Origin of the sequence: Ignatzschineria larvae DSM 13226, from assembly GCF_038500265.1 — a bacterium.
Taxonomy (GTDB): domain Bacteria; phylum Pseudomonadota; class Gammaproteobacteria; order Cardiobacteriales; family Wohlfahrtiimonadaceae; genus Ignatzschineria; species Ignatzschineria larvae.
In genome coordinates, this window is record NZ_CP150637.1 from 1,224,184 (window position 1) to 1,249,747 (window position 25,564).

18 protein-coding genes are annotated in these 25,564 nt (G+C 39.7%); 12 read left to right on the plus strand and 6 right to left on the minus strand.

Going from position 1 to position 25,564, the window contains the following annotated elements; all coding sequences use genetic code 11:
• Both purK and purE read right to left on the minus strand, forming a co-directional pair.
• The gene (gene purK, locus WMO13_RS05105; RefSeq protein WP_034855031.1) at positions 1-1,113 is read right to left on the minus strand and encodes a 5-(carboxyamino)imidazole ribonucleotide synthase; all 1,113 of its coding nucleotides are present in this window, start codon (positions 1,111-1,113) and stop codon (positions 1-3) included.
• 5 nt (positions 1,114-1,118) lie between these two features.
• Complete coding sequence (gene purE, locus WMO13_RS05110; protein ID WP_026878002.1) at positions 1,119-1,613, minus strand: 5-(carboxyamino)imidazole ribonucleotide mutase; 495 nt, start codon at positions 1,611-1,613, stop codon at positions 1,119-1,121.
• Between the two features lie 591 nt (positions 1,614-2,204).
• Here purE and WMO13_RS05115 point away from each other — a divergent pair.
• From WMO13_RS05115 to WMO13_RS05125, 3 genes are all read left to right on the plus strand, one after another.
• Positions 2,205-2,726 carry a LemA family protein gene (locus tag WMO13_RS05115; RefSeq protein ID WP_026879471.1) on the plus strand — a complete coding sequence of 174 codons (522 nt, stop codon included), beginning with the start codon at positions 2,205-2,207 and terminating at the stop codon, positions 2,724-2,726.
• Positions 2,727-2,765: 39 nt separating this feature from the next.
• The gene (locus WMO13_RS05120) at positions 2,766-3,587 is read left to right on the plus strand and encodes a methyltransferase domain-containing protein (RefSeq protein ID WP_084331537.1); all 822 of its coding nucleotides are present in this window, start codon (positions 2,766-2,768) and stop codon (positions 3,585-3,587) included.
• A gap of 201 nt (positions 3,588-3,788) precedes the next feature.
• On the plus strand, positions 3,789-4,889 hold the full coding sequence (locus WMO13_RS05125) for a DUF481 domain-containing protein (RefSeq protein ID WP_342386919.1): 1,101 nt from the start codon (positions 3,789-3,791) through the stop codon (positions 4,887-4,889).
• 157 nt (positions 4,890-5,046) lie between these two features.
• On the opposite strand, the gene WMO13_RS05130 is transcribed toward WMO13_RS05125, so the two are convergent.
• From WMO13_RS05130 to WMO13_RS05140, 3 genes are all read right to left on the minus strand, one after another.
• Complete coding sequence (locus WMO13_RS05130) at positions 5,047-7,269, minus strand: NADP-dependent isocitrate dehydrogenase (protein WP_156923310.1); 2,223 nt, start codon at positions 7,267-7,269, stop codon at positions 5,047-5,049.
• Between the two features lie 297 nt (positions 7,270-7,566).
• Positions 7,567-8,868 carry a 3-deoxy-D-manno-octulosonic acid transferase gene (locus tag WMO13_RS05135; protein ID WP_051396319.1) on the minus strand — a complete coding sequence of 434 codons (1,302 nt, stop codon included), beginning with the start codon at positions 8,866-8,868 and terminating at the stop codon, positions 7,567-7,569.
• A 255-nt stretch (positions 8,869-9,123) separates the two neighbouring features.
• Positions 9,124-9,960 (minus strand): outer membrane protein assembly factor BamD, encoded by an 837-nt coding sequence (locus WMO13_RS05140; protein ID WP_245601178.1) that lies wholly within the window; start codon positions 9,958-9,960, stop codon positions 9,124-9,126.
• Between the two features lie 57 nt (positions 9,961-10,017).
• Here WMO13_RS05140 and WMO13_RS05145 point away from each other — a divergent pair, with 57 nt between their 5' ends.
• From WMO13_RS05145 to WMO13_RS05185, 9 genes are all read left to right on the plus strand, one after another.
• A complete protein-coding gene (locus WMO13_RS05145) occupies positions 10,018-11,010 on the plus strand; it encodes an RluA family pseudouridine synthase (protein WP_034856164.1) in 993 nt (330 codons plus the stop codon).
• Positions 10,994-11,905: a peptidoglycan editing factor PgeF gene (gene pgeF, locus WMO13_RS05150; RefSeq protein ID WP_051396318.1), complete on the plus strand. Its 912-nt coding sequence runs from the start codon at positions 10,994-10,996 to the stop codon at positions 11,903-11,905. The genes WMO13_RS05145 and pgeF overlap by 17 nt, the downstream gene beginning before the upstream one ends.
• Before the next feature lie 140 nt (positions 11,906-12,045).
• The gene (gene miaB / locus WMO13_RS05155) at positions 12,046-13,389 is read left to right on the plus strand and encodes a tRNA (N6-isopentenyl adenosine(37)-C2)-methylthiotransferase MiaB (RefSeq protein WP_034856162.1); all 1,344 of its coding nucleotides are present in this window, start codon (positions 12,046-12,048) and stop codon (positions 13,387-13,389) included.
• Between the two features lie 399 nt (positions 13,390-13,788).
• Positions 13,789-15,282 (plus strand): leucyl aminopeptidase, encoded by a 1,494-nt coding sequence (locus WMO13_RS05160; RefSeq protein ID WP_051396317.1) that lies wholly within the window; start codon positions 13,789-13,791, stop codon positions 15,280-15,282.
• A 132-nt stretch (positions 15,283-15,414) separates the two neighbouring features.
• A complete protein-coding gene (gap, locus tag WMO13_RS05165) occupies positions 15,415-16,410 on the plus strand; it encodes a type I glyceraldehyde-3-phosphate dehydrogenase (RefSeq protein WP_026879463.1) in 996 nt (331 codons plus the stop codon).
• Positions 16,411-16,711: 301 nt separating this feature from the next.
• Positions 16,712-17,146: a universal stress protein gene (locus WMO13_RS05170; RefSeq protein WP_026879462.1), complete on the plus strand. Its 435-nt coding sequence runs from the start codon at positions 16,712-16,714 to the stop codon at positions 17,144-17,146.
• Between the two features lie 142 nt (positions 17,147-17,288).
• A complete protein-coding gene (locus WMO13_RS05175; protein ID WP_026879461.1) occupies positions 17,289-17,744 on the plus strand; it encodes a YaiI/YqxD family protein in 456 nt (151 codons plus the stop codon).
• A gap of 211 nt (positions 17,745-17,955) precedes the next feature.
• Positions 17,956-18,333, plus strand: coding sequence for a glutathione S-transferase N-terminal domain-containing protein (locus WMO13_RS05180; RefSeq protein ID WP_026879460.1), 378 nt, complete (start codon positions 17,956-17,958; stop codon positions 18,331-18,333).
• Between the two features lie 235 nt (positions 18,334-18,568).
• Positions 18,569-20,092 carry a SulP family inorganic anion transporter gene (locus WMO13_RS05185; protein ID WP_051396316.1) on the plus strand — a complete coding sequence of 508 codons (1,524 nt, stop codon included), beginning with the start codon at positions 18,569-18,571 and terminating at the stop codon, positions 20,090-20,092.
• A gap of 191 nt (positions 20,093-20,283) precedes the next feature.
• Here WMO13_RS05185 and WMO13_RS05190 read toward each other — a convergent pair whose 3' ends face one another.
• The gene (locus WMO13_RS05190; RefSeq protein WP_342386920.1) at positions 20,284-25,008 is read right to left on the minus strand and encodes an autotransporter outer membrane beta-barrel domain-containing protein; all 4,725 of its coding nucleotides are present in this window, start codon (positions 25,006-25,008) and stop codon (positions 20,284-20,286) included.
• Between the last annotated feature and the right edge of the window lie 556 nt (positions 25,009-25,564).

The window sequence follows — 25,564 nt, forward strand, 5'->3', positions numbered from 1 at the left end:
TTACTCTGCTAAGATCATCTCTTCAAAAGAGCGCAATCCTTCTGATCCCGTAAAGGTGATATGTCCCATTTTACGGTTATTTTTAAATTCTTTTTTCCCATATAGATGAAGATGTGCATCTTGTGATATTTTGGGAATATAACTCAATAATTTTTCCCGATCTTGCCCTAAAATATTAAACATCACCGTCTTTTGTAGTAATTTTGTATTGCCAAGCGGTAAACCACAAATAGCTCGAATATGTTGTTCAAACTGACTTGTTGGGCAACCCTCTATAGTAAAATGCCCGGAGTTATGCGGTCTTGGTGCTAATTCATTAATATATACATCATCATTCACAATAAAGGCTTCCATTGCTAATGTCCCGACAATATTATGGGTTTCCATAAATGTCTGTAGCATCTGATTGAGCTTTGCCTCTAATTCTGGCGTAACTTTCTCACTACCGGCCGTAGTTTTAAAGAGAATATTATTAATATGCAAATTCTCAGCAATGGGAAAATGACGATATTCACCTGTCGTTGAACGGGTTCCTATAATCGAACACTCCCAATCATAAGGGATAAATTGCTCAGCGACACAAGGAATACCATAGAGTGTTGCAACTTTTGCAAGATCCGCATCTGAGCGCACGACAACTTGTCCCTTGCCATCGTAACCCCCTTCTTGGGTTTTCACGACAAAAGGAAATCCTAGCTTTTGAACCGCTTCATTGAGTGTCTGTTCTGGATCTTCTAAAATCATATAAGGCGCAACAGGCAAGCCCGCTTCGGTAAGCGCAATTTTCTCACGCCGCCTATTTTGCGCTAAATAGAGCGGTAATTCGCCTTGCGGAATATTGTGATACTCACTATTAAGTCTTTTGACAAGAGAAGCATCGATATTTTCAAATTCGTAAGTGACCACGTCAGAGCGAGAGATTAGCGTTTCATAGCCCTCTTCATTGGAAAAGCTAGATACAATGTGTCCATGCGAGGCGGATACGGCTGGTGCATCTGATGCAGGATCAAGCGTAATCACATAGTAGCCCATCCTATTTGCCGCTTCTGCTAACATTTTACCTAGTTGTCCACCACCAATAATTCCAATTGTTTTGCCAGGTAAAATGTGCATGATGACTACTTCTCCTCTATAGTGCTATCTGCTAGAACATTCTCAGTTTGGCACTTACGGAATGTCTTGAGCTTTTCATATAATGTCTCATTGCTCAGCGCTAATATTTGAGCTGCAAAGAGACCGGCATTTTTGGCACCTGCATCACCTATTGCCATTGTCGCCACAGGAATACCACCTGGCATCTGCACAATGGAATAGAGAGAATCTAATCCATTCATCGTGCTACTCTTAATCGGCACGCCAATGACAGGAAGAGGTGTTAAGGAAGCGACCATGCCGGGAAGATGCGCAGCGCCCCCTGCTCCCGCAATAATCAGATCATATCCGGCATCTTTGGCATTAAGCGCAAAAGAGACCATATACTCTGGCGTGCGATGAGCAGAGACAACTTTAATATCGTAAGCAATGGAAAATTGGTTGAGAATGTCTGCAGCATTCTGCATTGTTGGCAGATCGCTTTTGCTTCCCATGATGATGGCGACTTTCTGTTTTTTCATTGAGAAAATTCAATCCATATATTAGATGATTGTGAACCGATAAGTGAATACTTATCGATCTTTTGAGCTATTGATTCTAACTACAGAATTGATACAAGTCAATACGAAATAGCGCTTATTTTTTATCACAACTATTATCAATAATGATTAACCCATTTTGCATGAAATACAAAAAACATTAACTATCCGGTTATCATAATTTATTCAATATAAACAATTATTCACCTAATCAATTATCCATGTAATCAATTATCCATGTAATCAATTATCCATGTAATCAATTATCCATGTAATCAATTATCCATGTAATCAATTATCCATGTAATCAATTATTCATTATTTTACAACTTTATTATAAAATAATAACCTTACTAAACAATGCCTGCAAGATACCAGATAGAACCAGCTTCTTTGTTACTTATAATCGATTCGCCTAGATTTAGATAAGCTTATTTTGAACCGATTTGACGATAATAAGATGATCGTGTAATTATTCCTAATATTTTCCATTGCAATTAAAGGGTAAGCACCCTATATTAACGAATATCCCAATCAACATCGTCATATTAACCTCTTGACAGCCTGCCAATCATGACTAAGACGTTATTTACTATTATCCTTACCGTTGCGCTCTCGGCGTTCATTCTCTATCTCTTCATTCACCATTACCGCAAATTGCGGAAATATCGCCGAGTCTGTGACAGCGCGCTCGTAGATGTCCAACGTCTCCAAGCACAGCTCATTGAACGTACCGATCCGATCATTGTTATTACCCAAAAAGTTCTCCGGAATCATGATAAATTATTCAAAGAATGGCGGGAAATTAAAGAGCAATCCGAAAGTAAGCGTGCGCAATCTGAACGTATTCATCATGTCTTACTTCTTCGCAATCATCTCAATACACTAAAACATGAAAGCCAAACGCATGCAGAACTTAAAAACCGAGAAGATCTTGCTGAACTTTGGGTAAAAGTCGATATTACCAATCGCAACATTGATGAATCAGCCTCTTTTTATAATGATGCAGTGCATGATTACCGAGAATTGACGAGTCAATTTCCTGTTTCGATGTTAGCAGATATTTTGCAATATCCTAAGTATCAGAGGATATAACAGAATCTCATAGGGTTTCATAGAAATTAATAGGCTGATATGACCAATACGATTATCAATACGGCAGATACACACGATACCGCTTCAAAGAATCCTCCACTTTCTGAATCTCAAGGCAGGCGATTTAATCAATTGAGTCCCCGCTTCACCCGTAATATCTATGACACATTCAAAGGTCGATTGCGTTTAGCTATTTTAGAACGAGACTTTACGGCACTCGGGCTACATCAATCATCACTCAATATCCTTGATATCGGTGCCGGACAAGGTCAGTTTGCACTACAGCTTGCAAGTCAAGGTCATCAACTCACTTTACTAGAACCGTCCAAAGAGATGTTAGAGCTTGCAGAATCTCGCTTCCTAGATGCGCAGTTGACGGCGACTTTTCTTCAAGCAAGTGTTGAGGCTCTTCCGCTACTTTCCCTACCGCAATATAATCTCATCACCTGTCATGCGATGATTGAATGGTTAGAAGATCCTTATCAGCTCTTTCAACTCATCAAATCCCATATTAAACCGAAGGGTATTCTCTCACTGCTCTTCTACAATCGAGAGGGTTTGATCTACCATAATTTAATTCGTGGTAATTTTCGCTATATTGAGCGTGGAAATTTTGCTGGTGAACAAGGGGGATTAACACCGATCTCCCCGATTGATTACCATGAACTTGAACAGTATTTAAATGATCACAAGATTCAGATTCTCAAAAAGAGTGGAATCCGTACATATTACGATTTTATGCAACCTGAAGCCCGTAAGCGCATCTCTGAGGCAGATCACTTAAAAATGGAACTGCTCTACTCTGAAAATCCTAATTATCTACCACATGCTCGCTACCATCACTGGTTACTACAATTCTAAGTGGCGAATTATTCAGAAAAATATCGAAAAGAGATATTTTGGAAATAGAGATTGAACAGTAACAAGTCTCTTCATTTATTAGTCATTATAATCATTGATTTTGAAAATAATTCCCCCTATGCTAAACACATTTGTGATTATTTGTATTTTTAACACAGCCTTTTAACAAAACAAAACAGACTTTTAAATGGATTTTTTATTGTGACACTAAATCAACCTACTCAACAGTTTATTGCCCTCCCCATTTTTCATTACAGATCTCTTATGACTATTGGCATACTATATGCAACAATTCAGGGCATCTCATGGGCCGACACGGTTTATCTGAAAAATGGGGATCGTATTAGTGGTACCATTGAAAAAATTGCCCAAAATACGCTTCATATTGCGACCGATTATTCCGGCACTATTACCATTCCTCAACAGGCTATTCGCAGTTTCCATAGTGAACGCGCTATGATCTTAAACCCGGAACGTGCCAATGGGGAAACAACACCGATGCGGGCAGAGAAGCTTGTCTACGATACAGATGGTAATTCTAATGCAATCTTTGCCATCAATCATGCAGAGCGATATGCCCTTGCCTTTGATGAACAATTAACGATTGATGAAAATGCCGCAGAGTTAGCCTTAGTGAATCATAATCCGGTTACTTATGAGCATTCAGGCAATGTGAAACTAGATCTTAATTTTAAAAATAATAGTTCTAAAACGCGTAATTTTCATCTGAAAGGGGGTTATGAACTCACCCATAATATTTGGCGCCACCAAATTAAAGGGGATGTTGAGCGAAAAACCGATAATGGCCAAACATCTACTTATCGTTACAATCTCAATTATTCGCTCGATCATTTCTTCAACCCTTACTTCTTCTGGCAGACAACGAGCCATTACCAACACGATTGGGTCGAGAATATTAAGGGAAATTGGCTACTTGGAACAGGCCCTGGTTGGCAGGTTTGGAATGATGATAACTCACAACTAGCGTTGATGACCCTTCTAAACTATCAACAGTTAGAGTATCGAGATGATCACAAAGATCGCCACCCACTCATGACCTTTAAGTGGGATTATCAGAAGAATCTCTTTGCTAATCTTCCGATTAAATTTACGACTCAAGGTTCTGTCGGGCGTAGTTTTAATAATCATGTGACGCTTGATCTCAATTTTGATACGGCGATTCAATATAAATTGACAGACCATCTCTCTATCAATACAGGCTATCACTTTGACCGCACTAAAGCGAAGAGAGGTAACTCCAAAAATAGTAATATCTTCCTTGGTATTGGTGTCGATTGGTAAAAAGAATGCCTATGTTGATCCGCTTCATAAGCTCAACATAGGCACTATAGGATGAAAAGGTTATAAGGTTATAATATTGATACTATATATAACCTTATTGGATATCATCCTTTTCAGCTTCTTTTCATTTTTTCAACTGATCTTACTAATTCAATTACTAATTCAAAGATTGTAAAATAGTATTAAAGAGCGTACTTGGGCGCATCGCTTCCGCTACTTTGTCAATATTAGGATGATAATATCCACCTAACTCTTGTGTTTTACCTTGCGCAGCAATTAACTCCTCATTGATCTTCTCCTCAGAGGCTTTTAGATCTTGGTACAGTTTTGCAAAAATCGCTTGTAATTCCTGATCTTTCGTCTGATTAGCCAATGCTTCTGCCCAATAGAGCGCCAAATAGAAATGAGAGCCACGATTATCAATCGAACCTAATTTACGCGCAGGTGATCGGTCCTCTGCCAAGAATTTAGTATTCGCTAAATCGAGCATCTCTCCAAGTAGCAGTGCTTTGGGGTTATTCTGCGTGCGGCCGAGATGCTTAAGAGATTCGGCTAATGCTAAAAACTCCCCTAACGAATCCCAACGTAAATAACCTTCCGTTAAGAATTGTTCTACATGTTTAGGGGCTGAACCACCGGCACCTGTTTCAAATAATCCGCCACCTTGCATCAAAGGCACAATCGAGAGCATCTTAGCTGAAGTTCCTAATTCTAAAATCGGGAAGAGATCTGTCAGATAATCCCGTAACACATTCCCGGTAACTGAAATCGTATCCTTCCCTTCACGAATGCGTTTAAGGCTAACTTTAGCAGCTTCTACCGGCGACATAATTTGAATGTCTAACCCTTTAGTATCGTGATCTTTGAGATATTGCTCTACCTTTTTGATCATTTCACGATCATGAGCACGATTCGGATCTAACCAGAAAATCGCGGGCGTTTCAGAGAGACGAGCACGAGTGACTGCTAATTTCACCCAATCTTGAATTGGCGCATCTTTAGCCTGGCACATTCTAAAAATATCCCCTTTCTCAACGGGTTGCGCCATTAATACCTGTCCCTCTTTGGTAACAACCTCAATCACACCCGCATCTACCGCCTGAAACGTCTTATCGTGCGAACCATACTCTTCTGCTTTTTGTGCCATCAGACCAACATTGGGAACACTTCCCATCGTACGGGGATCAAGTGCGCCATGTTCAATACAATCTTCAATGGTCGCCGCAAAAACACCGGAATAACAACGATCAGGAATCATCGCAACAGTATCTTCTGTTTGATTATCTTTGTTCCACATCTTACCGCCCGCTCGAATCATCGCCGGCATTGACGCATCGACAATTACATCCGAGGGAACATGAAGATTAGTAATCCCCTTATCTGAATCTACCATTGCCAAACGAGGGCCCTTTTCAATCGCCGCATCAATCGCCGCAATCACCTCTGCTTCTTGAGGGTGGCCTTTAATTTTGGCATAGATATCCCCTAAGCCATTTCGGGTATCAACACCTAAGGATTTGAATAGGTCGCCATATTGTGCAAATAGATCTTTGAAATAGACCTCTACGATAGCGCCGAACATAATAGGATCAGAGACTTTCATCATCGTTGCTTTTAGATGCGCTGAGAGAAGCACACCACGCGCTTTTGCCTCTTCAATCGCATCAGCAACGAAAGCTTTGAGCTTCTGTAAACTCATGACAGAAGTATCAATAATCTCGCCTTTTTGTAGCGGTGCATAATCTTTGAGAACAACCGCATCACCAGAAACGGGTTTAAAAAGGATTTGATACTCTGTCGCTTCCGGCAATGTGACCGATTGCTCCGAGCCATAGAAATCGCCTTCTTGCATTGTTGCAACCGTTGTCTTTGAATCTTGCTTCCATTCACCCATTTTGTGAGGATTATGACGCGCAAACTCTTTGACCGCCATCGGGGCACGACGATCAGAGTTCCCTTCCCGCAATACAGGGTTTACCGCTGATCCGAGCACTTTAGCATAACGCTTTTGCAATGCCTTTTCGGCTTCTGTTTGTGGCTCTTCAGGATAATCAGGAATCGCATAACCTTGTGCTTGTAACTCGGCAATAGCGCGTTTTAGCTGCGGAATAGAAGCAGAAATATTAGGAAGTTTAATAATATTGGTTGCTGAATCTTGCGTTAAACGCCCAAGTTCAGAAAGCGCATCTTCTACTTGTTGCTCTTTTGGCAAAATATCGGCAAAAAGTGCTAAAATACGGCTACTTAGTGAGATATCTTTCACTTCAATATCAATCATTGCCGGCTTCGTAAAAGCCTCAACAATCGGTAGAAATGAGTAAGTCGCCAATGCTGGTGCTTCATCTGTCTTCGTATAAAAAATTTTCGAATTTGCCACGATAAATATCTCCTTATAGTAATTATAAATAGTAAAGAATAGTAAAAGAATATAATGGAATTGATAATAAAATAATTCTGTAAATCGATCTTTCAGTTGTTCTTTAGTTGTTCATTGAATTCTATGCAACTTATTAATTATGAACTGAAGTATGGCATTCAAAGTCGATAAATGTTTCAGTCATCAATATTTAATATCCAATTACCTAGCAGTATATAAGAGTTACACGAACAGAAGCAAATGAGGGAAGTAAGATAATCCCCTATTGCTCAATAAGAAAAAACGGATACATACTACAAACTATGCCACTTTTTCCGTGTCAGGAAAGTGATTATTGACTTGCTCTATAACAATATCAATCGCCCCTTGATTCTCGATCATTGTTTGATGCGCTGCATTTCCATAAATTTCCCGCAGAGCCTTATCTTGAGATAGAGCGATAACCGTTGACTCCAAGGCTTCGCTATCAACCTGTAAAATCGCCTTATTTTCTAAAAACTGCACTAAAGTTTCCCGATTTTCATTCATATAAGGCCCAACAATAATCGGTTTTGCAAAATAAGCAGGTTCTAAAATATTATGTCCCCCAATAGGAACAAAACTGCCACCGACTAAGGCGATATCTGCAAAAGCATAGAAAAGTAGTAATTCTCCTAATGTATCAATTAGCCAAATATCAGCTCTAGAATTTAATGCTTCGAGTGATCCATTACTTCGAATAGAGAGCACAAAATTGTGGGCATCTACATATTCTTCAAGTAAACTCTTTACTTCCGGAAAGCGCTCAGGATGTCGTGGCGCAATAATTAACTTCAAATGAGGAGATTTTTTCCGCGCTTCAATAAAAGCTTCAATAATAATCTCTTCTTCCTCTTCATGTGTGCTTGCACCCATCCAATAGAGCGAATCAGGTAATTTTAAGGCTCTCAATTGATCCCGTTGTTCAAACACAGAAGGATCGACTTCCAAATCATATTTGATATTACCCATCCGCTTTGTCTTCTCTGCACCCAATAACTCAAATCGTAATGAATCTTCATCTGTCTGGGTCAATACAGTAACAGGCTTAAGTAGGTTCCGAATCGTTTGCCGGATTTTCTGATAACGGTAGAAAGAGCGGTCAGAAAGGCACGCACTAATCATAATTACTTCTATATTGCGTTTCTCTGCTTGATAAAAGAGATTAGGCCAAATTTCCGTCTCCATAATGAGAATCGCTTTTGGGGATGTTCTCTTTAAAAATGAGGCAATTGATGGACCAAAATCAAAAGGAAGATAAGTATGAAATAATCGATCTTCTGTTAATGCGCGTTTAAAAGTTCTTTGAATCTGATCACTGCCCGTTAAAGTTGTCGCTGTAAATAGAATGCGTAATGATGGCTTTTCATCTAATAATCGTTTTACCAAAGGCGTGACTGCCCGCACTTCTCCAAGGGATACAGCATGTATAATAAGATCCACCTTCGGAAGTAATTGAAAACCAAAACGATCTTGGAAATTTTGAAGACCAAACGGTGAACGCCAATCACGCCACAAGCGTAGTACCACAATAATAGGGAGAAGTAACCACCATAATAGCTGATAGAGTCTTAAGATTATCATTTATACGCATCGCTCTTCGTTACACCAATGTCGGTAAGGTGTTTATTATAACGCGAAAGAGATTTATTTGTCATAAGAGACAGATCACATCTTCATAACCAAATAATTGATCTTCCATCTTTTCCTATTTACCTTTATGAACTTTGAGGTGTCGAGCTTGAATTTTATTTAGATTGAGTAATATCTAAAATGGGTCAAGGTAATAATAAAAAAGGCATTCTCTTAGAATGCCTTTTACGCTCTTATAACAAAAAATTATTGTTCGTATTCTACAACTTCTACAACTTCAGAATCCGCAGGAATCTCTGGCGTATTCTTGTAACCAAACTCTTTTAACCGTGCATCATATGGGAAGTTATAACGCAAGACATCAATACTTTTTTGTGCGAGCTCCGGTAAGCCTAAAGCTTGGTAAGCTTTACCCTGAATATAGAGCGCGGTAGAAACAGAAGTCGTTGCATCATAATGATCAAGCACATATTGTGCACGATTAATGGCACCGACATAAGCATGACGATCAAGATAGAAATTTGCTTTGTGGATTTCTGCTTCCGCTAACAGATTGCGTAGATAGATAATTCTCTTCGCTGCATCTTCTGCATATTCACCATCGGGGTATTTTTCCACGATTACCAAAAAGGAAGCTAAGGAATCCCGCATCTGCTTTTGATCTACTTTTGAACGGTCTGGCGGCAGGATTTTATCTAAGATAGATCGTGCCCGATCGAAATTAATTAAACCTTGAATATAGTAGAGATAATCTATATTCTCATGGTTTGGGTAGAGGCGAATAAACTCATCAATTCCCTTAAGCGCTTGATCAAATTGTCGGTCATGATAATTAGCATAAATCTTATTTAATTTAGCCTGTTGTGCTAACCTTGTATGGGGAAAACGCGCTTCAATCGCTTCATAATGTTGAACCGCAATTTCATAACTCGCACCTTCAAGGTTTTTATTCCCTTCATCGAGAAGTTGCTGCCCTGTCATACCATAGTACTTATCATCTTTTGTTGCAGATGAAGAACCACAGGCAGTGAGCACCCCTGCAACTGCTAGCACCATAAAAATTTTTAGTCTTTTCGCTTTCATTTTATTACTATAGATCCAACAAATTGAATTAATTCCTCGAGATTATACAGACAAATTATGAAATATTCAGAAACTTTTACCATTTCCATTCCAAATCATCTAGATAACCAACGCATTGATGCAACTCTCCCTATCCTACAGGAAAATCTTTCCCGTAGCCAAGTGCAAAAACTGATAAAAAGTGGTCAGGTATTGTTAAATGGTGAAGTCCCAAAACCGAAAGATCCTGTTTCTGTCGGCGATACCATTACTATTACCATAGAGCATTCGCCAGAAGAAGATAAATTAATTCCTGAAAAAATTGCGCTTGATATCCTTTATGAAGATGATGACTTAATGGTCATTAATAAACCTGCCGGTATGGTCGTCCATCCCGGTGCAGGTAATAATCAAGGTACATTAGCTAATGCCCTACTTCATCATGCGCCGAAGCTTGCAGAGTTATCCCGCGCCGGTATTGTCCATCGTCTTGATAAAGAGACCTCAGGACTGCTTTTAATTGCGAAAACAATGGAAGCTGAAGAGAACCTAATCAATCAGTTTAAAGAGCGTACACCGACCAAAATTTATCACGCTTTAGTCATTGGAGAACTCATTTCAGGGCGCACCATTGATGCACCCATTGGTCGCAACCCTTATCGCCGGAAGCATATGTGGGTACCAGAACCCGATGAAGATGGCAATGTGGATGGTAAAGATGCGATTACCCATATTCGTGTTAAAGAACGTTTTCGCGCCCATACGTTAGTGGAAGCGAATATTGAAACAGGTCGTACTCATCAAATTCGTGTCCATATGCAACATATTAATTACCCGATCGTAGGGGATAGTGATTATGGTGCTCGCCTAAAACTCCCCAAAAAATTTGGTCAACATGCAGAAAATGTTCTTCGGGGCTTTAAACGCCAAGCGCTTCACGCTTTCTCTATTCGATTTAACCATCCAAGAACAGGCGAAGAACTCTATTTTGAACAAGCCTACCCCAATGATATGACCCAACTCATCGATGCTATTCGAGAGGAGAGCCAACAATATGAGCAGAATCATTAAGATTACGCCGAAAGATTCATTCAAAGACCCATTCAAAAAACCATTAAACGCCCCCTTAGAAAATCAATCAAACAATTCGATCGAGATCGTCACACCTCATTGGCCGATTTCATCGCGTATTACGGCTTTCACAACGACCCGTAAAGGGGGCGTAAGCGAAGGCGATTTTAGGGGACTGAATATGGGATTGAGTACTGCCGATGATCCGCGTAGTGTAATGGCAAACCGTCAATTGCTACAGGAAGTACTGACTATTCCGGCCTCAGACTTTCATCTGACTCAGATTCATTCAAACCTTTGCGTGCCTGTTGATGAAAAATGGGCGGGAATTGGGGCTGATGCCTGCTATACCGATCAAGCGAATCTACCGGCAATGATTTTAACGGCGGATTGCTTACCCATCTTAATTGCAAATAGGGCGGAAAATCGGGTTATAGCAATTCATGCAGGTTGGCGCTCGCTTTTGATGGATATTATTGAAAATAGTATTCGCAATCTCACTGCGCTTGGTGAAAAACCGGAAGATCTATTTGTCTGGCTTGGGCCTGCTATTTCGCAAAAAGCCTTTGAAGTCGGTAATGAAGTGCGACAAGCCTTTCTCTATCGTAATACGCTACTCGAGAATATCCTTATCGATACTTCTGGTAATCCGATTAAAGACAAGACTGTTGCAAATGATGAAAATCCTCTTTTTATCCCATCTAGTAATGAGGGAAGATATTATGCGGATATCTATCAACTCGCTAAATTACGTCTCTATAACCTCGGGATTCCGACCACTCAAATTTATGGGGGTGATCTCTGCACTTATAGTATGCCGGAATATTTCTACTCTTATCGCCGAGATGGCGCTAAATCTGGCAGAATGGCGAGTTGTATCTGGATTAATAGTTAATAATTAGAATAGCTAGACTTAATAACTAAGATTCTGTGCATTAGAAAGATACATAAAGTAACCTGAAAGCGATCCAAAAATGCGGTAGAATAGCTACAATTTTTTAGTCAATTTTAACCTGTGAGATATCTATAATTAATATGGCAACAGCACAATATAAGAACTTCTATATCCAGACGCAAGGCTGTCAAATGAACGAGTATGACTCGAAAAAAATGGCAGATTCACTCAAAGCATTTTGTAACTTAGAGCGAACTGAAAACCTTGAAGAGGCGGATGTTTTTATCCTGAATACCTGCTCTATTCGGGAAAAAGCGCAAGAAAAAGTCTTCTCAGAATTAGGACGTTGGCGAAAGTTTAAAGAAGAAAATCCTCATATCGTTATTGCGGTCGGTGGATGTGTTGCCTCACAAGAAGGGGAAGCGATTAAAAAGCGCGCGCCTTTTGTCGATATTATCTTTGGCCCACAAACGCTTCATCGTCTTCCTAAAATGTTACACGATGTTTGGCAAGGAAGTGGCACACAGGTGGATGTCTCTTTCCCTGAAATTGAAAAATTTGACCACTTACCAAAACCGAGAGCAGAAGGCGTCACAGCATTTGTCTCAATTATGGAAGGCTGCAATAAGTATTGTTCATTCTGTATCGTGCCTTACACTCGGGGTGAAGAGATTTCTCGCCCTTTTATTGATGTGATTGGTGAAATTGCCGAACTCGCTGAACAAGGGGTTCGGGAAGTGACACTTCTTGGGCAAAATGTGAATGATTACCAAGGCGAAATGCCAGATGGTCAAATTGGGGATCTCGCACTTCTCATTGAGTATGTCGCAGAGATTGAAGGTATTGAACGGATTCGTTATACCACATCTCACCCTATCGCTTTCTCAGATCGCTTAATCGAAGCTTATGCGCGTGTACCAAAACTCGTCTCACACCTTCATTTACCGGTGCAGTCAGGTTCTGACCACATCCTGATGATGATGAAACGTAACCATACCGTTCTAGAGTATAAAGCGAAGATTAAGAAATTGCGGGAAATTCGTCCTGATATTTCCATTTCAACGGATATTATCGTGGGCTTCCCTGGAGAAAGTGCTGAGGACTTTGAGGCGACGATGAAACTGGTCGAAGATATTCATTACGACTTTTCATTTAGCTTCATCTACTCTGCTCGCCCAGGAACGCCTGCTGCAAACTTACCGGATAATGTGCCTATGGAAGAGAAGAAAGAGCGTCTTGCAAGATTGCAAGCTAAATTAACAGAACAAGCTAATGCAATTTCACAAAGTATGGTGGGGACAACGCAACGCATTTTAGTGGATCGCCCTTCTCGGCATAATCCTAAAGAGCTTGCCGGTCGGACCGAGAACAATCGAGTAGTTAACTTTGAAGCGCCTTCCTCGCTCATCGGTCACTTCTGTGATGTCGTCATTACAGAAGCCCTACCAAACTCGTTAAGAGGCCGTTTAGCCGTAGAACAGTAAAACAAAAAATAGCTCAAAAAAGATCGACATTTGTTGATCTTTTTTACTATCAGTTCCCAAAAGTAAAGATTTTTGTAGTAGAGTAGTAGTGTCATTAATTCTGTAAGTCTCCCGATAACAATAGTAGCTAATAGAGTGATTAAGGTAATGATAACTGATATAAATCAGGTTCTAGATCTAATCCCTACTTTAAATAGCGCCCATTCCTTGAATTTCAATGAAATGGATCTAAGTTGTTATAAAGGATTATGACTCATATTACTCATTTTAATGATCACTATGGCAATGTGGTCACTTTATGAATAAGCTTTGCAGAATGAATTAATTTAAGTAATTTAAGTAATTTAAGTAATTTAAGTAATAACACGCTAAATAAATCACGCAATTAAAGGAAACAAAATGAAACTCAATCAAATCCATTTTGATCTTGCAAAAGAGCAATTACATCAACATCAAAGTGATTGTCTTGTCATCGGTGCTTTCGAGGGAAAACTAACCGTTAGCAGTGAAAAAGTTGATCAGGCACTGAAGGGGTTGCTCTCCGATTTAGTAAAAAGTGGAGATATTACTGGCAAAGTGGGTGATGTATTACCATTAGTGATAACTGAAGGGATTGGTAGCAAACGCCTGCTGATCGTTGGCTTAGGAAAAGAGGATGAATTCTCCGTTGACCACCTTCGTAAAGCCGTTATGAGTGCCACTAGAGTTGCCAAATCATCACCTGCCAAATCACTCTCGTTTGCGCTTCTTGAACAGTGCAAAAATAAAGGGAAATCAATTCCAATATTGATTCAAGCAGTCGCTGATGTACTTTATCAATTTAATGCGCCTCGCAAAGAAGCGGTTAAAGCGCAGCAGTTAACACAAATTCGTATTGTCGATGAAAAAGGCAATAGTGAAGTGACTAAAGCTGTTGCGTATGGCCAAGCCTTGGTCAATGGTATGGCCTTCACCAAAGATTTGGCGAATATGCCGGCAAATATAATGACACCAAGTGATTTAGGAGATGCAGCACTTGCGCTTGCGAAGAAATTCCCTAACGTCAAAGCGACAGTACTTGGCAAAACAGAGATTAAAAAACTTGGCATGGGTGCATTTTTAGCCGTTGCACAAGGTTCGGCAGAAAAACCACGCTTTATCGTTTTAGAATATCGTCATGACAAAGCTAAAGATGAAGCCCCGATTGCACTAGTCGGTAAAGGTGTAACCTTTGATACCGGCGGTATTTCTCTTAAACCTGGTGCGGCGATGGATGAGATGAAATATGATATGGGCGGCGCTGCTTCTGTCCTCGGAACATTCAGAGCATTGGCAGAATTAAATCTTGAGACACACGTTATTGGTCTTATTCCTGCCACTGAAAATATGCCTTCCGGCGAAGCGGTAAAACCTGGAGATGTAATTACATCTATGTCCGGTCAAACCATTGAAGTGCTCAATACTGATGCAGAGGGTCGCCTTATTCTCTGTGATGCACTGACTTATGCCACCCACTTTAAGCCAAAAGCAATTGTAGATATTGCTACATTAACAGGCGCCATCATTATTGCGCTAGGTCATGAAGTTTCAGGATTATTTAGTAATAATGAAGATTTAACCGCAAAACTCAAAGCATCTAGCGAAAAGACTCGCGATCACGTTTGGCAGTTCCCTATTTGGAAAGATATTTACCAACCAATGCTCGATTCTAATTTTGCCGATATGGGTAATATTAGCGCCGGTCGTGGCGCTGGTTCGATTACTGCGGCCTGCTTCCTTGAACGTTTCGTAGAGGAGTATCCATGGGCGCATTTAGATGTCGCAGGTACCGCTTGGACATCGGGTAAAGAGAAAGGCTCGACAGCTCGCCCTGTCCCTCTTCTACTTGATTTTATTAATAGTTTTCATTCATAATGTTACAGCGTAATGTAATTTTGTAACGCGATTTATAACCGCAATTGTAACTTATGGCATTTTTACATTTCATCTCTTACAAGCAGATTTTGCCTCTGTAAGAACCCACTCTGAAAAAGGAGATATATTTATATGGCAATTCGTGTAGGTATTAATGGTTTTGGTCGTATCGGTCGTTTTGTATTCCGTGCAGCTTGTGAACGTAGTGATATCGAAATTGTTGGTATCAATGACCTCATCGATGTAGATTACATGGCTTACATGCTTAAATATGATTCAACACATGGCCGTTTTAAAGGTGATGTTAAGGTTGAAAATGGTCATTTAGTCGTTAATGGTAAAAAAATTCGTGTTACCTCTGAGCGGGATCCTGAAAACCTTAAATGGGATGAGATCAATACTGATGTGGTTGTTGAAGGTACAGGTCTATTCTTAACAGATGAAACTGCACGCAAGCACATTAAAGCAGGTGCTAAAAAAGTAGTTATGACGGGTCCATCAAAAGATAAAACACCAATGTTTGTAATGGGTGTCAATGAAAAATCTTATAAAGGTGAAGACATCGTTTCAAATGCATCATGTACAACTAACTGCTTAGCACCTATTGCGAAAGTGTTAAATGATAACTGGGGCATTGAATCAGGTTTAATGACTACTGTTCATGCAACTACTGCAACTCAAAAAACAGTAGATGGTCCATCAGCGAAAGATTGGCGTGGTGGACGCGGTGCATCACAAAACATCATTCCATCATCAACAGGTGCTGCAAAAGCAGTAGGCGTTGTGATTCCTGAGTTAAATGGCAAATTAACAGGTATGTCATTCCGTGTACCAACACCAAATGTATCAGTGGTTGACTTAACAGTGAACCTCTCAAAACCTGCAACTTATGATGCAATCTGCGCAAAAATGAAAGAGATGGCCGAAGGCGAACTGAAAGGCGTTTTAGGCTATACTGAAGATGCCGTTGTATCTACAGACTTCCTCGGTGAAGTATGTACTTCAGTCTTTGATGCGAAAGCAGGCATTGCGTTAACTGATACATTCGTTAAAGTTGTTGCTTGGTATGATAATGAAATCGGCTACTCTAACAAAGTACTTGATTTAGTGGCGCATATCTCTAAGTAAATTGAGAAATAACTTGAGAAAATAAAGTACAACTTAACATCTCATAACTCATTGATTCTCTAATGAAAAGAGTCAATGATAAAAATAGACCCCAATAAATTCTACTTATTGGGGTTTATGCTAAGTAAGTTCGATATTTTCCTCCTAGTTTAATTCCGTTGATTGTGTTATCAATATATAGAGTAATATCAATAAATGTAAAAGTTAAACCTGAAAGGTGATAGCGAGGGTTGAAAAGTGTAAATATTCCACTGCACAGATGAATATATAATCCCGATACTATTTTCAAAGGAGAAAATCTATGAGTCTTCCATATAAAATAATTCTAGTACCTGTTGATGGCTCTGAAGCCTCCATTAAAGCACTTGATAGAGCGATTGAGTTAACTAAATTTTATAGTAGTAAGTTAATTATCGCCCACGTCATCGATGTTCGTTCTTACTCACTAGCGATTGCTTATCGTGAACCGCTTGAGCAATATGCGGAAGATAATGCGAAGAAAATCCTAACGGATGCAGAAAATAGAGCCAAAGAAGCAGGCTTAACTGATATAGCAACCGTCAAAAAAGAGGGATCACCTCGTTCTGTCATTGCTAAGAAGATTGCTCCTGAAGTAAATGCTGATTTGATCGTCATGGGTGCAACGGGCTATGGAATGGTTGAAAGAATGTTCGTAGGTTCCGTATCAGAAAGCACCGTTCGTCATTCTCATTGTGATATCATGATTGTTCGTTAATTCAATGCTTACAAGCTACAACTTGAATTAATTTATCTCATTTAGTTTGTAAGTAATTGATAAACAACTCAACAATCACTGTTAATATCAATAAAGCCTGTTATTTTGCAGGCTTTTATCCTTTTGTAGAGAAATCAAATCTATGCCCAAAATTTTAGTCGATGCTGATGCGATTCCCAATCTCCTTAAAGAGATTCTCTGCCGCGTTGCGGTTCGAGAGAAGATCAAAGTGACTTTTATTGCCAATCAGCGTATTCAACTTCCCCGCTCGCCTTTTATTCAATCGATTCAAGTTCTCTCAGGGTTTGATGTTGCGGATCAGCGTATTGTCGATTTAACAGAAAAAAATGATCTGATTATTACAGCAGATATCCCCCTTGCGAAAGATATCCTCAATAAAGCAGGTAAAGCACTCAACCCTCGTGGATATTTTTACGATCAAGGCACCATTGATGCCAAATTGACGATGCGGGATTTTAATGATGCCCTACGCGGTAGCGGGATTCAAACTAAAGGCCCTTCACCATTGACACAACGGGATCGACAACTCTTCACAAATAACCTCGATCTTTGGTTACGGGATTATCATCGGCTTTAAATGAAACCAGTTTGATATTAGTAGGAAATTGCTAGAACATATCGTTTTATTGCCATTTAAGGTACAATGGTAGACATTACTTCAATATATTTTTATGAACAATTTTATTTAAAATTCGTTTAATATCCATTTAATATTCATTTCATTAAATTGACAATCAGTTGATTCTATCACCTGAGCGTCCATTTATTTTGCAACTAAAGGTTACTATATGAAACTCATTCGTAATATTCTCGGCAAGGCTATTATCTTTTTTGATGAAAAATTTGCCCCTACACCGACTAAACGTACGCCGGAAGCACAAGCCGTTATCAATGAAAAGACTAAAAAATTAGCGCTCTATCAATATCATATGTGCCCTTTTTGCGTTAAAGTACGCCGTACTATCAAACGGTTAAACCTCAACATTGAGTTAAGAGATGCAAAAGAAGAACCCTATGGCAGTGAATTAGAGAAAGAGGGGGGTAAGAAACAAGTACCCTGCCTTAAAATCATCAATAGCGATGGCTCTGTGAATTGGATGTATGAATCTGATCTTATCAATCAATATCTTGAAAAATTAGTTCACGAAGCACAAACCGCTGAATAATAAGTTCTATTCATAATAGTCTCTATTGATTAATGCGCGATATCAATTGCGCATTATTTCCATCCTTGACTAGCTAGTACTATCTTGTACTTAGCGCTATAAGCGTCAGTTTCTTTCAATAAAAGATACTCAACTGCTTTGTCTATTTTTAGTCGTATTTACATTTTGATACTTAACCTATGATAAAACTATCCTCTTTATGTTACTTCTCCGGGTTATTTTCAAAAGTAAAGTTATGTCTAAACAGTTTATCTCCACTATTCGTCAAGAATGGTTCTCTAACGTCCCTAAAGATCTTATTTCAGGGCTGATTGTTGCCCTTGCGCTTATTCCTGAAGCTATTGCTTTCTCTATTATTGCCGGCGTTGATCCTAAAATCGGGCTCTATGCTTCTTTCTCAATGGCGGTTGTGATTGCTTTTGCCGGGGGACGACCTGCGATGATTTCAGCAGCTACCGGGGCTATGGCGCTCTTAATGGTTTCCCTCGTTAAAAATCACGGGCTTGAATATCTCCTTGCTGCCACTATTCTCACCGGGGTTTTGCAAGTAATTGCGGGATATATCAAACTCGGTGCGTTAATGCGCTTTGTCCCTAACTCTGTTGTGATAGGATTCGTTAATGCGCTCGCTATTTTGATCTTTATGGCACAATTACCGGAACTGACAAATGTCCATTGGGCCGTTTATCCGTTAGTGCTTGCCGGACTTGCGATTATCTACCTCTTTCCTTACATTCCGGTCATTGGTAAGATGCTCCCTTCGCCATTAATCTGTATTGTTATTTTGACCTTATTTGTCTTTATCACCGGCATTGATATTCGGACTGTAGGCGATATGGGAGAACTCCCTGATACACTTCCTACCTTTTTAATCCCTAATATTCCTTTTAACCTCGAAACGCTCTCGATTATTTTCCCCTATTCCATTGCGCTTATGATCGTAGGTCTCTTGGAATCGATGATGACTGCTGCGATTGTGGATGATTTCACAGAAACTACAAGTGATAAAAACCGGGAATGTAAAGGCCAAGGATTAGCGAATATTGTGACCGGTTTTTTAGGCGGAATGGCGGGCTGTGCGATGATTGGTCAATCAGTCATTAACGTCAAATCAGGAGGACGTACTCGACTTTCTACATTCTGTGCAGGGATTTTCCTACTCATTTTAGTAGTCTTTATGTCGGATCTGATTCGGATTATTCCTATGGCTGCGCTTGTAGCAGTGATGATTATGGTCTCCATAGGAACCTTTGATTGGGGATCAATTCGTCATTTCCATAAGATGCCTATTTATACCAATATCGTAATGCTCGTCACTGTTGCCGTTGTGGTTTACACCCATAACCTCGCTTTTGGTGTTATTACCGGCGTGTTGCTTTCAATGGCTTTCTTTGCCTATAAGGTAGAGCAATATCTTGAGATTGAAGCCCATTCTACGCTTGAGAATAATCATCGAACTTACTATGTTAATGGTCAGCTCTTCTTTAGCTCGGCGCATAAACTCAATAATGCGTTCGATTTTAAAGAACGAGTAAAACGCATTACCTTAGATCTTAGCAAAGCTACCATTTGGGATCTCACAGCCGTTAGTACCATTGATAAAATCATTCTTAAATATATTCGTGAGGGAATGGACATAGATGTGAGCGGACTCAATGCACAAACAGCGAAAATGATGCAGCAATATAGTATCCATAAAACCACTATTTTTGCACCCTCGATAGAGAATAAAGCATCCTCTTCTCTCACTATCGAATAATGATTTAATATAGTAATATCAGTTCAAAATAAGCTTATTTATAGTAAGATCGGTTCAAAAGAAGCTTGTTAAAATGCCGGCGCATCGGCTGATCCACTAATCGATAAACAAAAGGCGCTGTGAATAATCACAACGCCTTTTTGCTCACTAATAGCTTAAAAATTTTTAATAATTTTCAACTTTAATCAAAATTAGAAATCGTAACGGAAATCCATTTTTATACGACCATTTTTATAGCTATCTTTCCCTTTCGTCATCGAAACTGATCCAGAGGTTGCCCAATGGCGATTTTGCTTCATCTGTATCCCTAACTCTACTTGATAGAGATTGCGGCTTCCAGCAGCTTCAACGCGAGTTTGATTCAACTCTCCTTGTAGCTTAATACGATAAGGCTTGCTGTTGTGAGTATAGTTCACTTCTGCAAATGGTTGGAAACGGATGCCTTGATAAGTTAAACGAGCACCAAAACGAGTTTGCAAATTGCCACTTTCACTCGATACTTTAGTGCCATCCATCATCGTGTGATTACGATCTTTGACATTAAACCAAGTCAATTGTCCTTGTGGTTGCAGTGTCACTTTCTCACTCAGATTGAGCTCATAACCCGCTTCAATAGAGGCAATCCAACCCCGAGCACGATAACTATCTGTTGATTGATCTTGACCCGTCACACGATTATGAGTCGTCACATATTGTGCCCACAAATCGATATAACGTTGATTATGCCCATCAAATTGATAATGACCATAAGCACCTAAGGCAAAACCTGTGGAACGATGATCTGCTTTTTTACCTGTATAATGATTTTGACTGCTACCGTTACTATAACCGTAGGCGGCCATTACACCGGCGATAAATTGATCTTGTTGCCAAATATCCTTGCCGATATGAAGCGTAAAGCTTTTGAAATCAGATTTCAGGCTACGATCTTCCGCCGTTTTATAAGAACCAAACGTGGCTTTAGCGCTCATCCAAATATCTTCATATCCATCTACATATTGACGATCGTGATATTTAAACGAGAACATCTCATTACTCAAGATCAGATTTGTCAAATAACTTGCAGATTCAGGAGCTAAGATAATCGATTTAGGATTCTCAGGTGCAAGATCCTTATTATCAGATACCTGTTGTTCCTCTTCTTCTTGAGCTTCGTTCTCTGCTTGTTCTTGATCTTCTGCTTGAACTTCGTCTTCTTCTTGAGCTTCGTTCTCTGCTTGAACTTGATCTTCTGCTTGAACTTGATCTTCTGCTTGAACTTGATCTTCTGCTTGAACTTGATCTTCTGCTTGAACTTGATCTTCTGCTTGAACTTGATCTTCTGCTTGAACTTGATCTTCTGCTTGAACTTGATCTTCTGCTTGAACTTGATCTTCTGCTTGAACTTGATCTTCTGCTTGAACTTCGTCTTCTACTTGAACTTCAACTTCTACTTGAGCCTCATCTTCTGCAGGCATTTCGTCTTCAACAATGACTTCATCATTTGCTGGCGTTTCGTCTTCAATCTCATCTTCTTTTAGAAAAACATCTCCAATTGAAGAAAAATCATCTTCTGGAATGTCATATTCCACATCATCATCTTCCTGATCCCCGGGGATCTGCTCAATCGGTTGATTGTCTCCACTCAAATCTTCCGAGTCTATGGCAGGACTATCCACATCAGGCTCTTTGATGGATAAATCAGATCCAACATCCTGATGATCCCCAGGGATCTCAACAATGGGTTGCTCTGTTTGATCATTTTGATCTAAATCTTCATCTACTGGTGTTTCAACTGGATTCTCAGCAGGGATTTCTACTGGTGGCTCAGCTGGTGTTTCAACTGGACTTTCAGCAGGGATTTCTACTGGTGGCTCAGCTGGAGTTTCAACTGGACTTTCAGCAAGGATTTCTACTGGTGGCTCAGCTGGAGTTTCAACTGGATTTTCAGTAGGGATTTCTGCTGGTGGCTCAGCTGGTGTTTCAACTGGATTTTCAGCAGGGATTTCTACTGGAGGTTCAGCTGGATTCTCAGCAGGGATTTCTACTGGTGGCTCAGCTGGTGTTTCAACTGGACTTTCAGCAGGGATTTCTACTGGTGGCTCAGCTGGAGTTTCAACTGGACTTTCAGCAAGGATTTCTACTGGTGGCTCAGCTGGAGTTTCAACTGGGTTCTCAGTAGGAACTTCCTTCACATTGCTGAGATACCAGTTATTTTGACCTTCCACTAAATCAGGATCATTGAATTCAGCACGACCTACAAGTAGGTATTCTGTTCCACCATCTGTGACACGTTGCCCGGGTAGAAAGGATAAAATGAGATCAGATTCTCCTTCAATATGCGCAAGTAAAATGCCCTTTTTCGTCAATTGACCTAGATCTTTAATCTTGCCATTAATAGCAACATAACTCTCACCACTTGCCTGACCTTTAACCCAGAGCAGATCTTTATGACCGGCCACTAGTGGATTTTTGGGATCTTCCTCTGTCACAGCAATATTACCAAAATGCAGCGTACTCCCTTTTTCACCGGTATAATCGCCATTAACCACTAACATTCCATTGCGGTTTTGACTGAGATCGGTTGCACTACCAATAAAGATATCACCGGCGTTATGCAGATCTTGCAGATGATTATTGCCAGAGGCTAGCAAGCTTGTACCTTGCCCAACATTCAGATTGGCTACCCCTAAATCCCTGTCATTGAGCGCTAAAGTTGTACCGGCATTTTGTAAGAAAATCGTACCAGCAATATAAGATTGATCTTGAGTAATAACCGTATTACCGCCTCTAAAGATCAATTTCTGACCGGCATCAATACTCATTTCACCGGCAATATTACTGCCCTTTTGGATAATGACATCCCCATCATTAACTGTAAATTTCCCACCTTTAGAGAGATCTAAATGCCCTAAAAGCGCCATCTCTCCCTCAACAAGTCCTGCAGAATTTTTACGATTAATCACAAATTCTGCCATCGGTGCAACAAAAAGCCCACCCTCTACTTCAACAGTGCCCACTGCGTCATAAAGCGCTTCTTCTTTGAGCGTGAGATCCCCGAAAATAGTCAAGCTCCCTGCTTTAACAATATCGTAGAATAGCGGTGTACTTTCTTCTGATAAGTCTGCATCTGATGACTCATTAGAATTGCGACCTTTCATCACGTTAAGATATTCATCATACGTTAAGCCGTGATGCGCATAATCGTTGGCAAAATGTAACCGAGCCACTTTCTCATCACCATTAGGGAGTAACAGTGTTTCCCCATCCGCATAAGTTGCATCTAACCAGGCACTCTTTTCGCCTAGCGTCATATTGCGATCTACGAGAATCTGATTGCTTCCAGAGAATACAAGGCTTTCATCACCGATAGTCCACTCAGATAAGCCCATTTTAGTCGCTAATAAGACGGCATCACTTTTCGCCCCTAATACAAATCCTTGATCGCCTTTGACATTGATATTACCGGATAATGCATTGACTTTTAAACCATCATTAGCAAGCAGATTTTCACTAACCAGTAATTGACTACCGGTTACATTGAGCCGATTATCACTACCTTTGAAGATAATATTGTGCTTTGAGCTCACCATTGCCGACATTTTGCTAAAGTATGATTGTAAACCATCGACAGGTTGATTCGGTTGACGTTGATGATCAGGGAACCCGCTATTATGGCGGAATTCATTACCATCATTAATGTTGAGTTCTCCTCGTTCAATAATCGCTTCTTGATGCAGTTCTAATTCAGAACCGGTTTTCACTGTAAAATAGCCATAACCATTATTCTCGAGACTATTGCCCTTCTCTAATGTGCCTTTTACTTCTAATTTAGAATGATTCGTTAATGAAAGCCCTGAGTTATGCCCTGAGAATTGTACATTTTTCTCGGCAACACCTTGGCTATTGTTATTCAGATAGATATTACCGCGATCAAATATTGCCTCTTGTTTAAGATCAAGCTTCGCATCATAAGCACTAATGGCAACATTGAACGCATTATTTCCGGCAAAGGTTGTTTCACCATTGACCACTAAACTTGATTTAGGCGTCAAATGAACGACTCCACCTTGTGGTGTATTGGGAATATGGTAAAAACGAACTCCCTCTTCTGCACCTGTTTGCTCAATTTCAGCAAAGAAATAGCGGTCAGGATCTTGCCTATCACGGGATAATCTTGCACTATCGCCGGCGATAAAGCGTAATTGATTGACCACTTCTTGGCTATAAATACCAACAACAGAGAAATCACTAATCGTCAGATCATTATTATGACCTAAGAGAGAGTGATCTTTCTCGGCATCTTGCCCAACATAGAGATAGGCGCTGTTTTTAACATAAGTCGTACCGACATAATCATTGGCATCTTGGCCTTTGAGGAAGATTTTCCGGCCATATCGGTCATCTTGTCCGGTATTGAATAAGATTCCATCACCATAGTCATTGATTTTTAAACCTAAACTATCGAGGCTATATCTGATGCTTTCAGGCACATCATACAATCCAACCTGAATTGCGGAACGCACTCGAGTACTGTTCAATTTGGCATTCGGCGCTTCAAAGATCACATCCTGTTGCCCTGTCAACGATGAGTCAAAAGTACTCCCATTAATCCCATCTTTTACCCAAACACTACCTGAAAAAACATCATTCTCTTGGGTTTGATCCTGACCTATTGCAGCATTTTGATGGCGAATCACAAAGTTAGGATTTTGCGCCATTGCAATATTAATACTGCTGCCACTCAAACCTAAAAAGGTCGCTAATGCTAATAATTTATATTTGGCTCCGTTGGTATTAGGCGCTACTGTCAACTCATCCACTGCATTCGCAGTTTGCTGGCAATTTTTTACCTTACCACTTCTGCACGCAAGCTCCGATGTTACGACCCAATGACCGAGGATTCCATTCCACACAACCTTATAAATCTTATTCATTTCTTAACCATTTTTATCTAACAAAAAATAACAACGGCGAGTATATATTGACCTAGATCAATTTACAACTATTGACAATTAAAAATAGTAAAAGATCTTTTATAAAGTTTTTTATTAAATTTTAGCTCATAAGCAATAGATTACGATCCAAATATTGTAAGTATTTTGATAAATTTATGTAAATTTGATAATAAAATTCATTTGACAAAATATGTGAATTTTACTGATTATATCGAGCTTACAAGCAAATTGAATGAGGCTTTCACCCTAAATCAATAAGATAGAATGACTTTTTAGATGAGCAATAATTGTTTAGCTTTTAATTACATAAAAGCACATTATTTCCTTAATTTTTAATATAGAATTCAATAAAATGATCATTTTTTATACTATTTTTGCCTATTTTATAATCAATTTTGAGGGGGGAATCCCATTTTCCGCTCTACTTTTCTTCAACTTTTTCATAAAGTTATTTTTAAAATGAGTTCCTACAAACGATTCACTTTACTTTTTTGAGACATAAAAAAACACTCTACGAACAACTGTTCATAGAGTG

Excerpts from the sequence above, each read along its gene's own strand:
- WMO13_RS05160 (WP_051396317.1), top strand. The coding sequence starts at position 13,789 with ATGAAACTCAATCAAATCCATTTTGATCTTGCAAAAGAGCAATTACAT.
- miaB (WP_034856162.1), top strand. The coding sequence starts at position 12,046 with ATGGCAACAGCACAATATAAGAACTTCTATATCCAGACGCAAGGCTGT.
- WMO13_RS05145 (WP_034856164.1), top strand. The coding sequence starts at position 10,018 with ATGAAATATTCAGAAACTTTTACCATTTCCATTCCAAATCATCTAGAT.
- WMO13_RS05140 (WP_245601178.1), bottom strand. The coding sequence starts at position 9,960 with ATGAAAGCGAAAAGACTAAAAATTTTTATGGTGCTAGCAGTTGCAGGG.
- WMO13_RS05115 (WP_026879471.1), top strand. The coding sequence starts at position 2,205 with ATGACTAAGACGTTATTTACTATTATCCTTACCGTTGCGCTCTCGGCG.
- WMO13_RS05135 (WP_051396319.1), bottom strand. The coding sequence starts at position 8,868 with ATGATAATCTTAAGACTCTATCAGCTATTATGGTGGTTACTTCTCCCT.
- WMO13_RS05185 (WP_051396316.1), top strand. The coding sequence starts at position 18,569 with ATGTCTAAACAGTTTATCTCCACTATTCGTCAAGAATGGTTCTCTAAC.
- pgeF (WP_051396318.1), top strand. The coding sequence starts at position 10,994 with ATGAGCAGAATCATTAAGATTACGCCGAAAGATTCATTCAAAGACCCA.
- purK (WP_034855031.1), bottom strand. The coding sequence starts at position 1,113 with ATGCACATTTTACCTGGCAAAACAATTGGAATTATTGGTGGTGGACAA.
- WMO13_RS05175 (WP_026879461.1), top strand. The coding sequence starts at position 17,289 with ATGCCCAAAATTTTAGTCGATGCTGATGCGATTCCCAATCTCCTTAAA.
- WMO13_RS05190 (WP_342386920.1), bottom strand. The coding sequence starts at position 25,008 with ATGAATAAGATTTATAAGGTTGTGTGGAATGGAATCCTCGGTCATTGG.
- WMO13_RS05180 (WP_026879460.1), top strand. The coding sequence starts at position 17,956 with ATGAAACTCATTCGTAATATTCTCGGCAAGGCTATTATCTTTTTTGAT.
- WMO13_RS05170 (WP_026879462.1), top strand. The coding sequence starts at position 16,712 with ATGAGTCTTCCATATAAAATAATTCTAGTACCTGTTGATGGCTCTGAA.
- gap (WP_026879463.1), top strand. The coding sequence starts at position 15,415 with ATGGCAATTCGTGTAGGTATTAATGGTTTTGGTCGTATCGGTCGTTTT.
- purE (WP_026878002.1), bottom strand. The coding sequence starts at position 1,613 with ATGAAAAAACAGAAAGTCGCCATCATCATGGGAAGCAAAAGCGATCTG.
- WMO13_RS05120 (WP_084331537.1), top strand. The coding sequence starts at position 2,766 with ATGACCAATACGATTATCAATACGGCAGATACACACGATACCGCTTCA.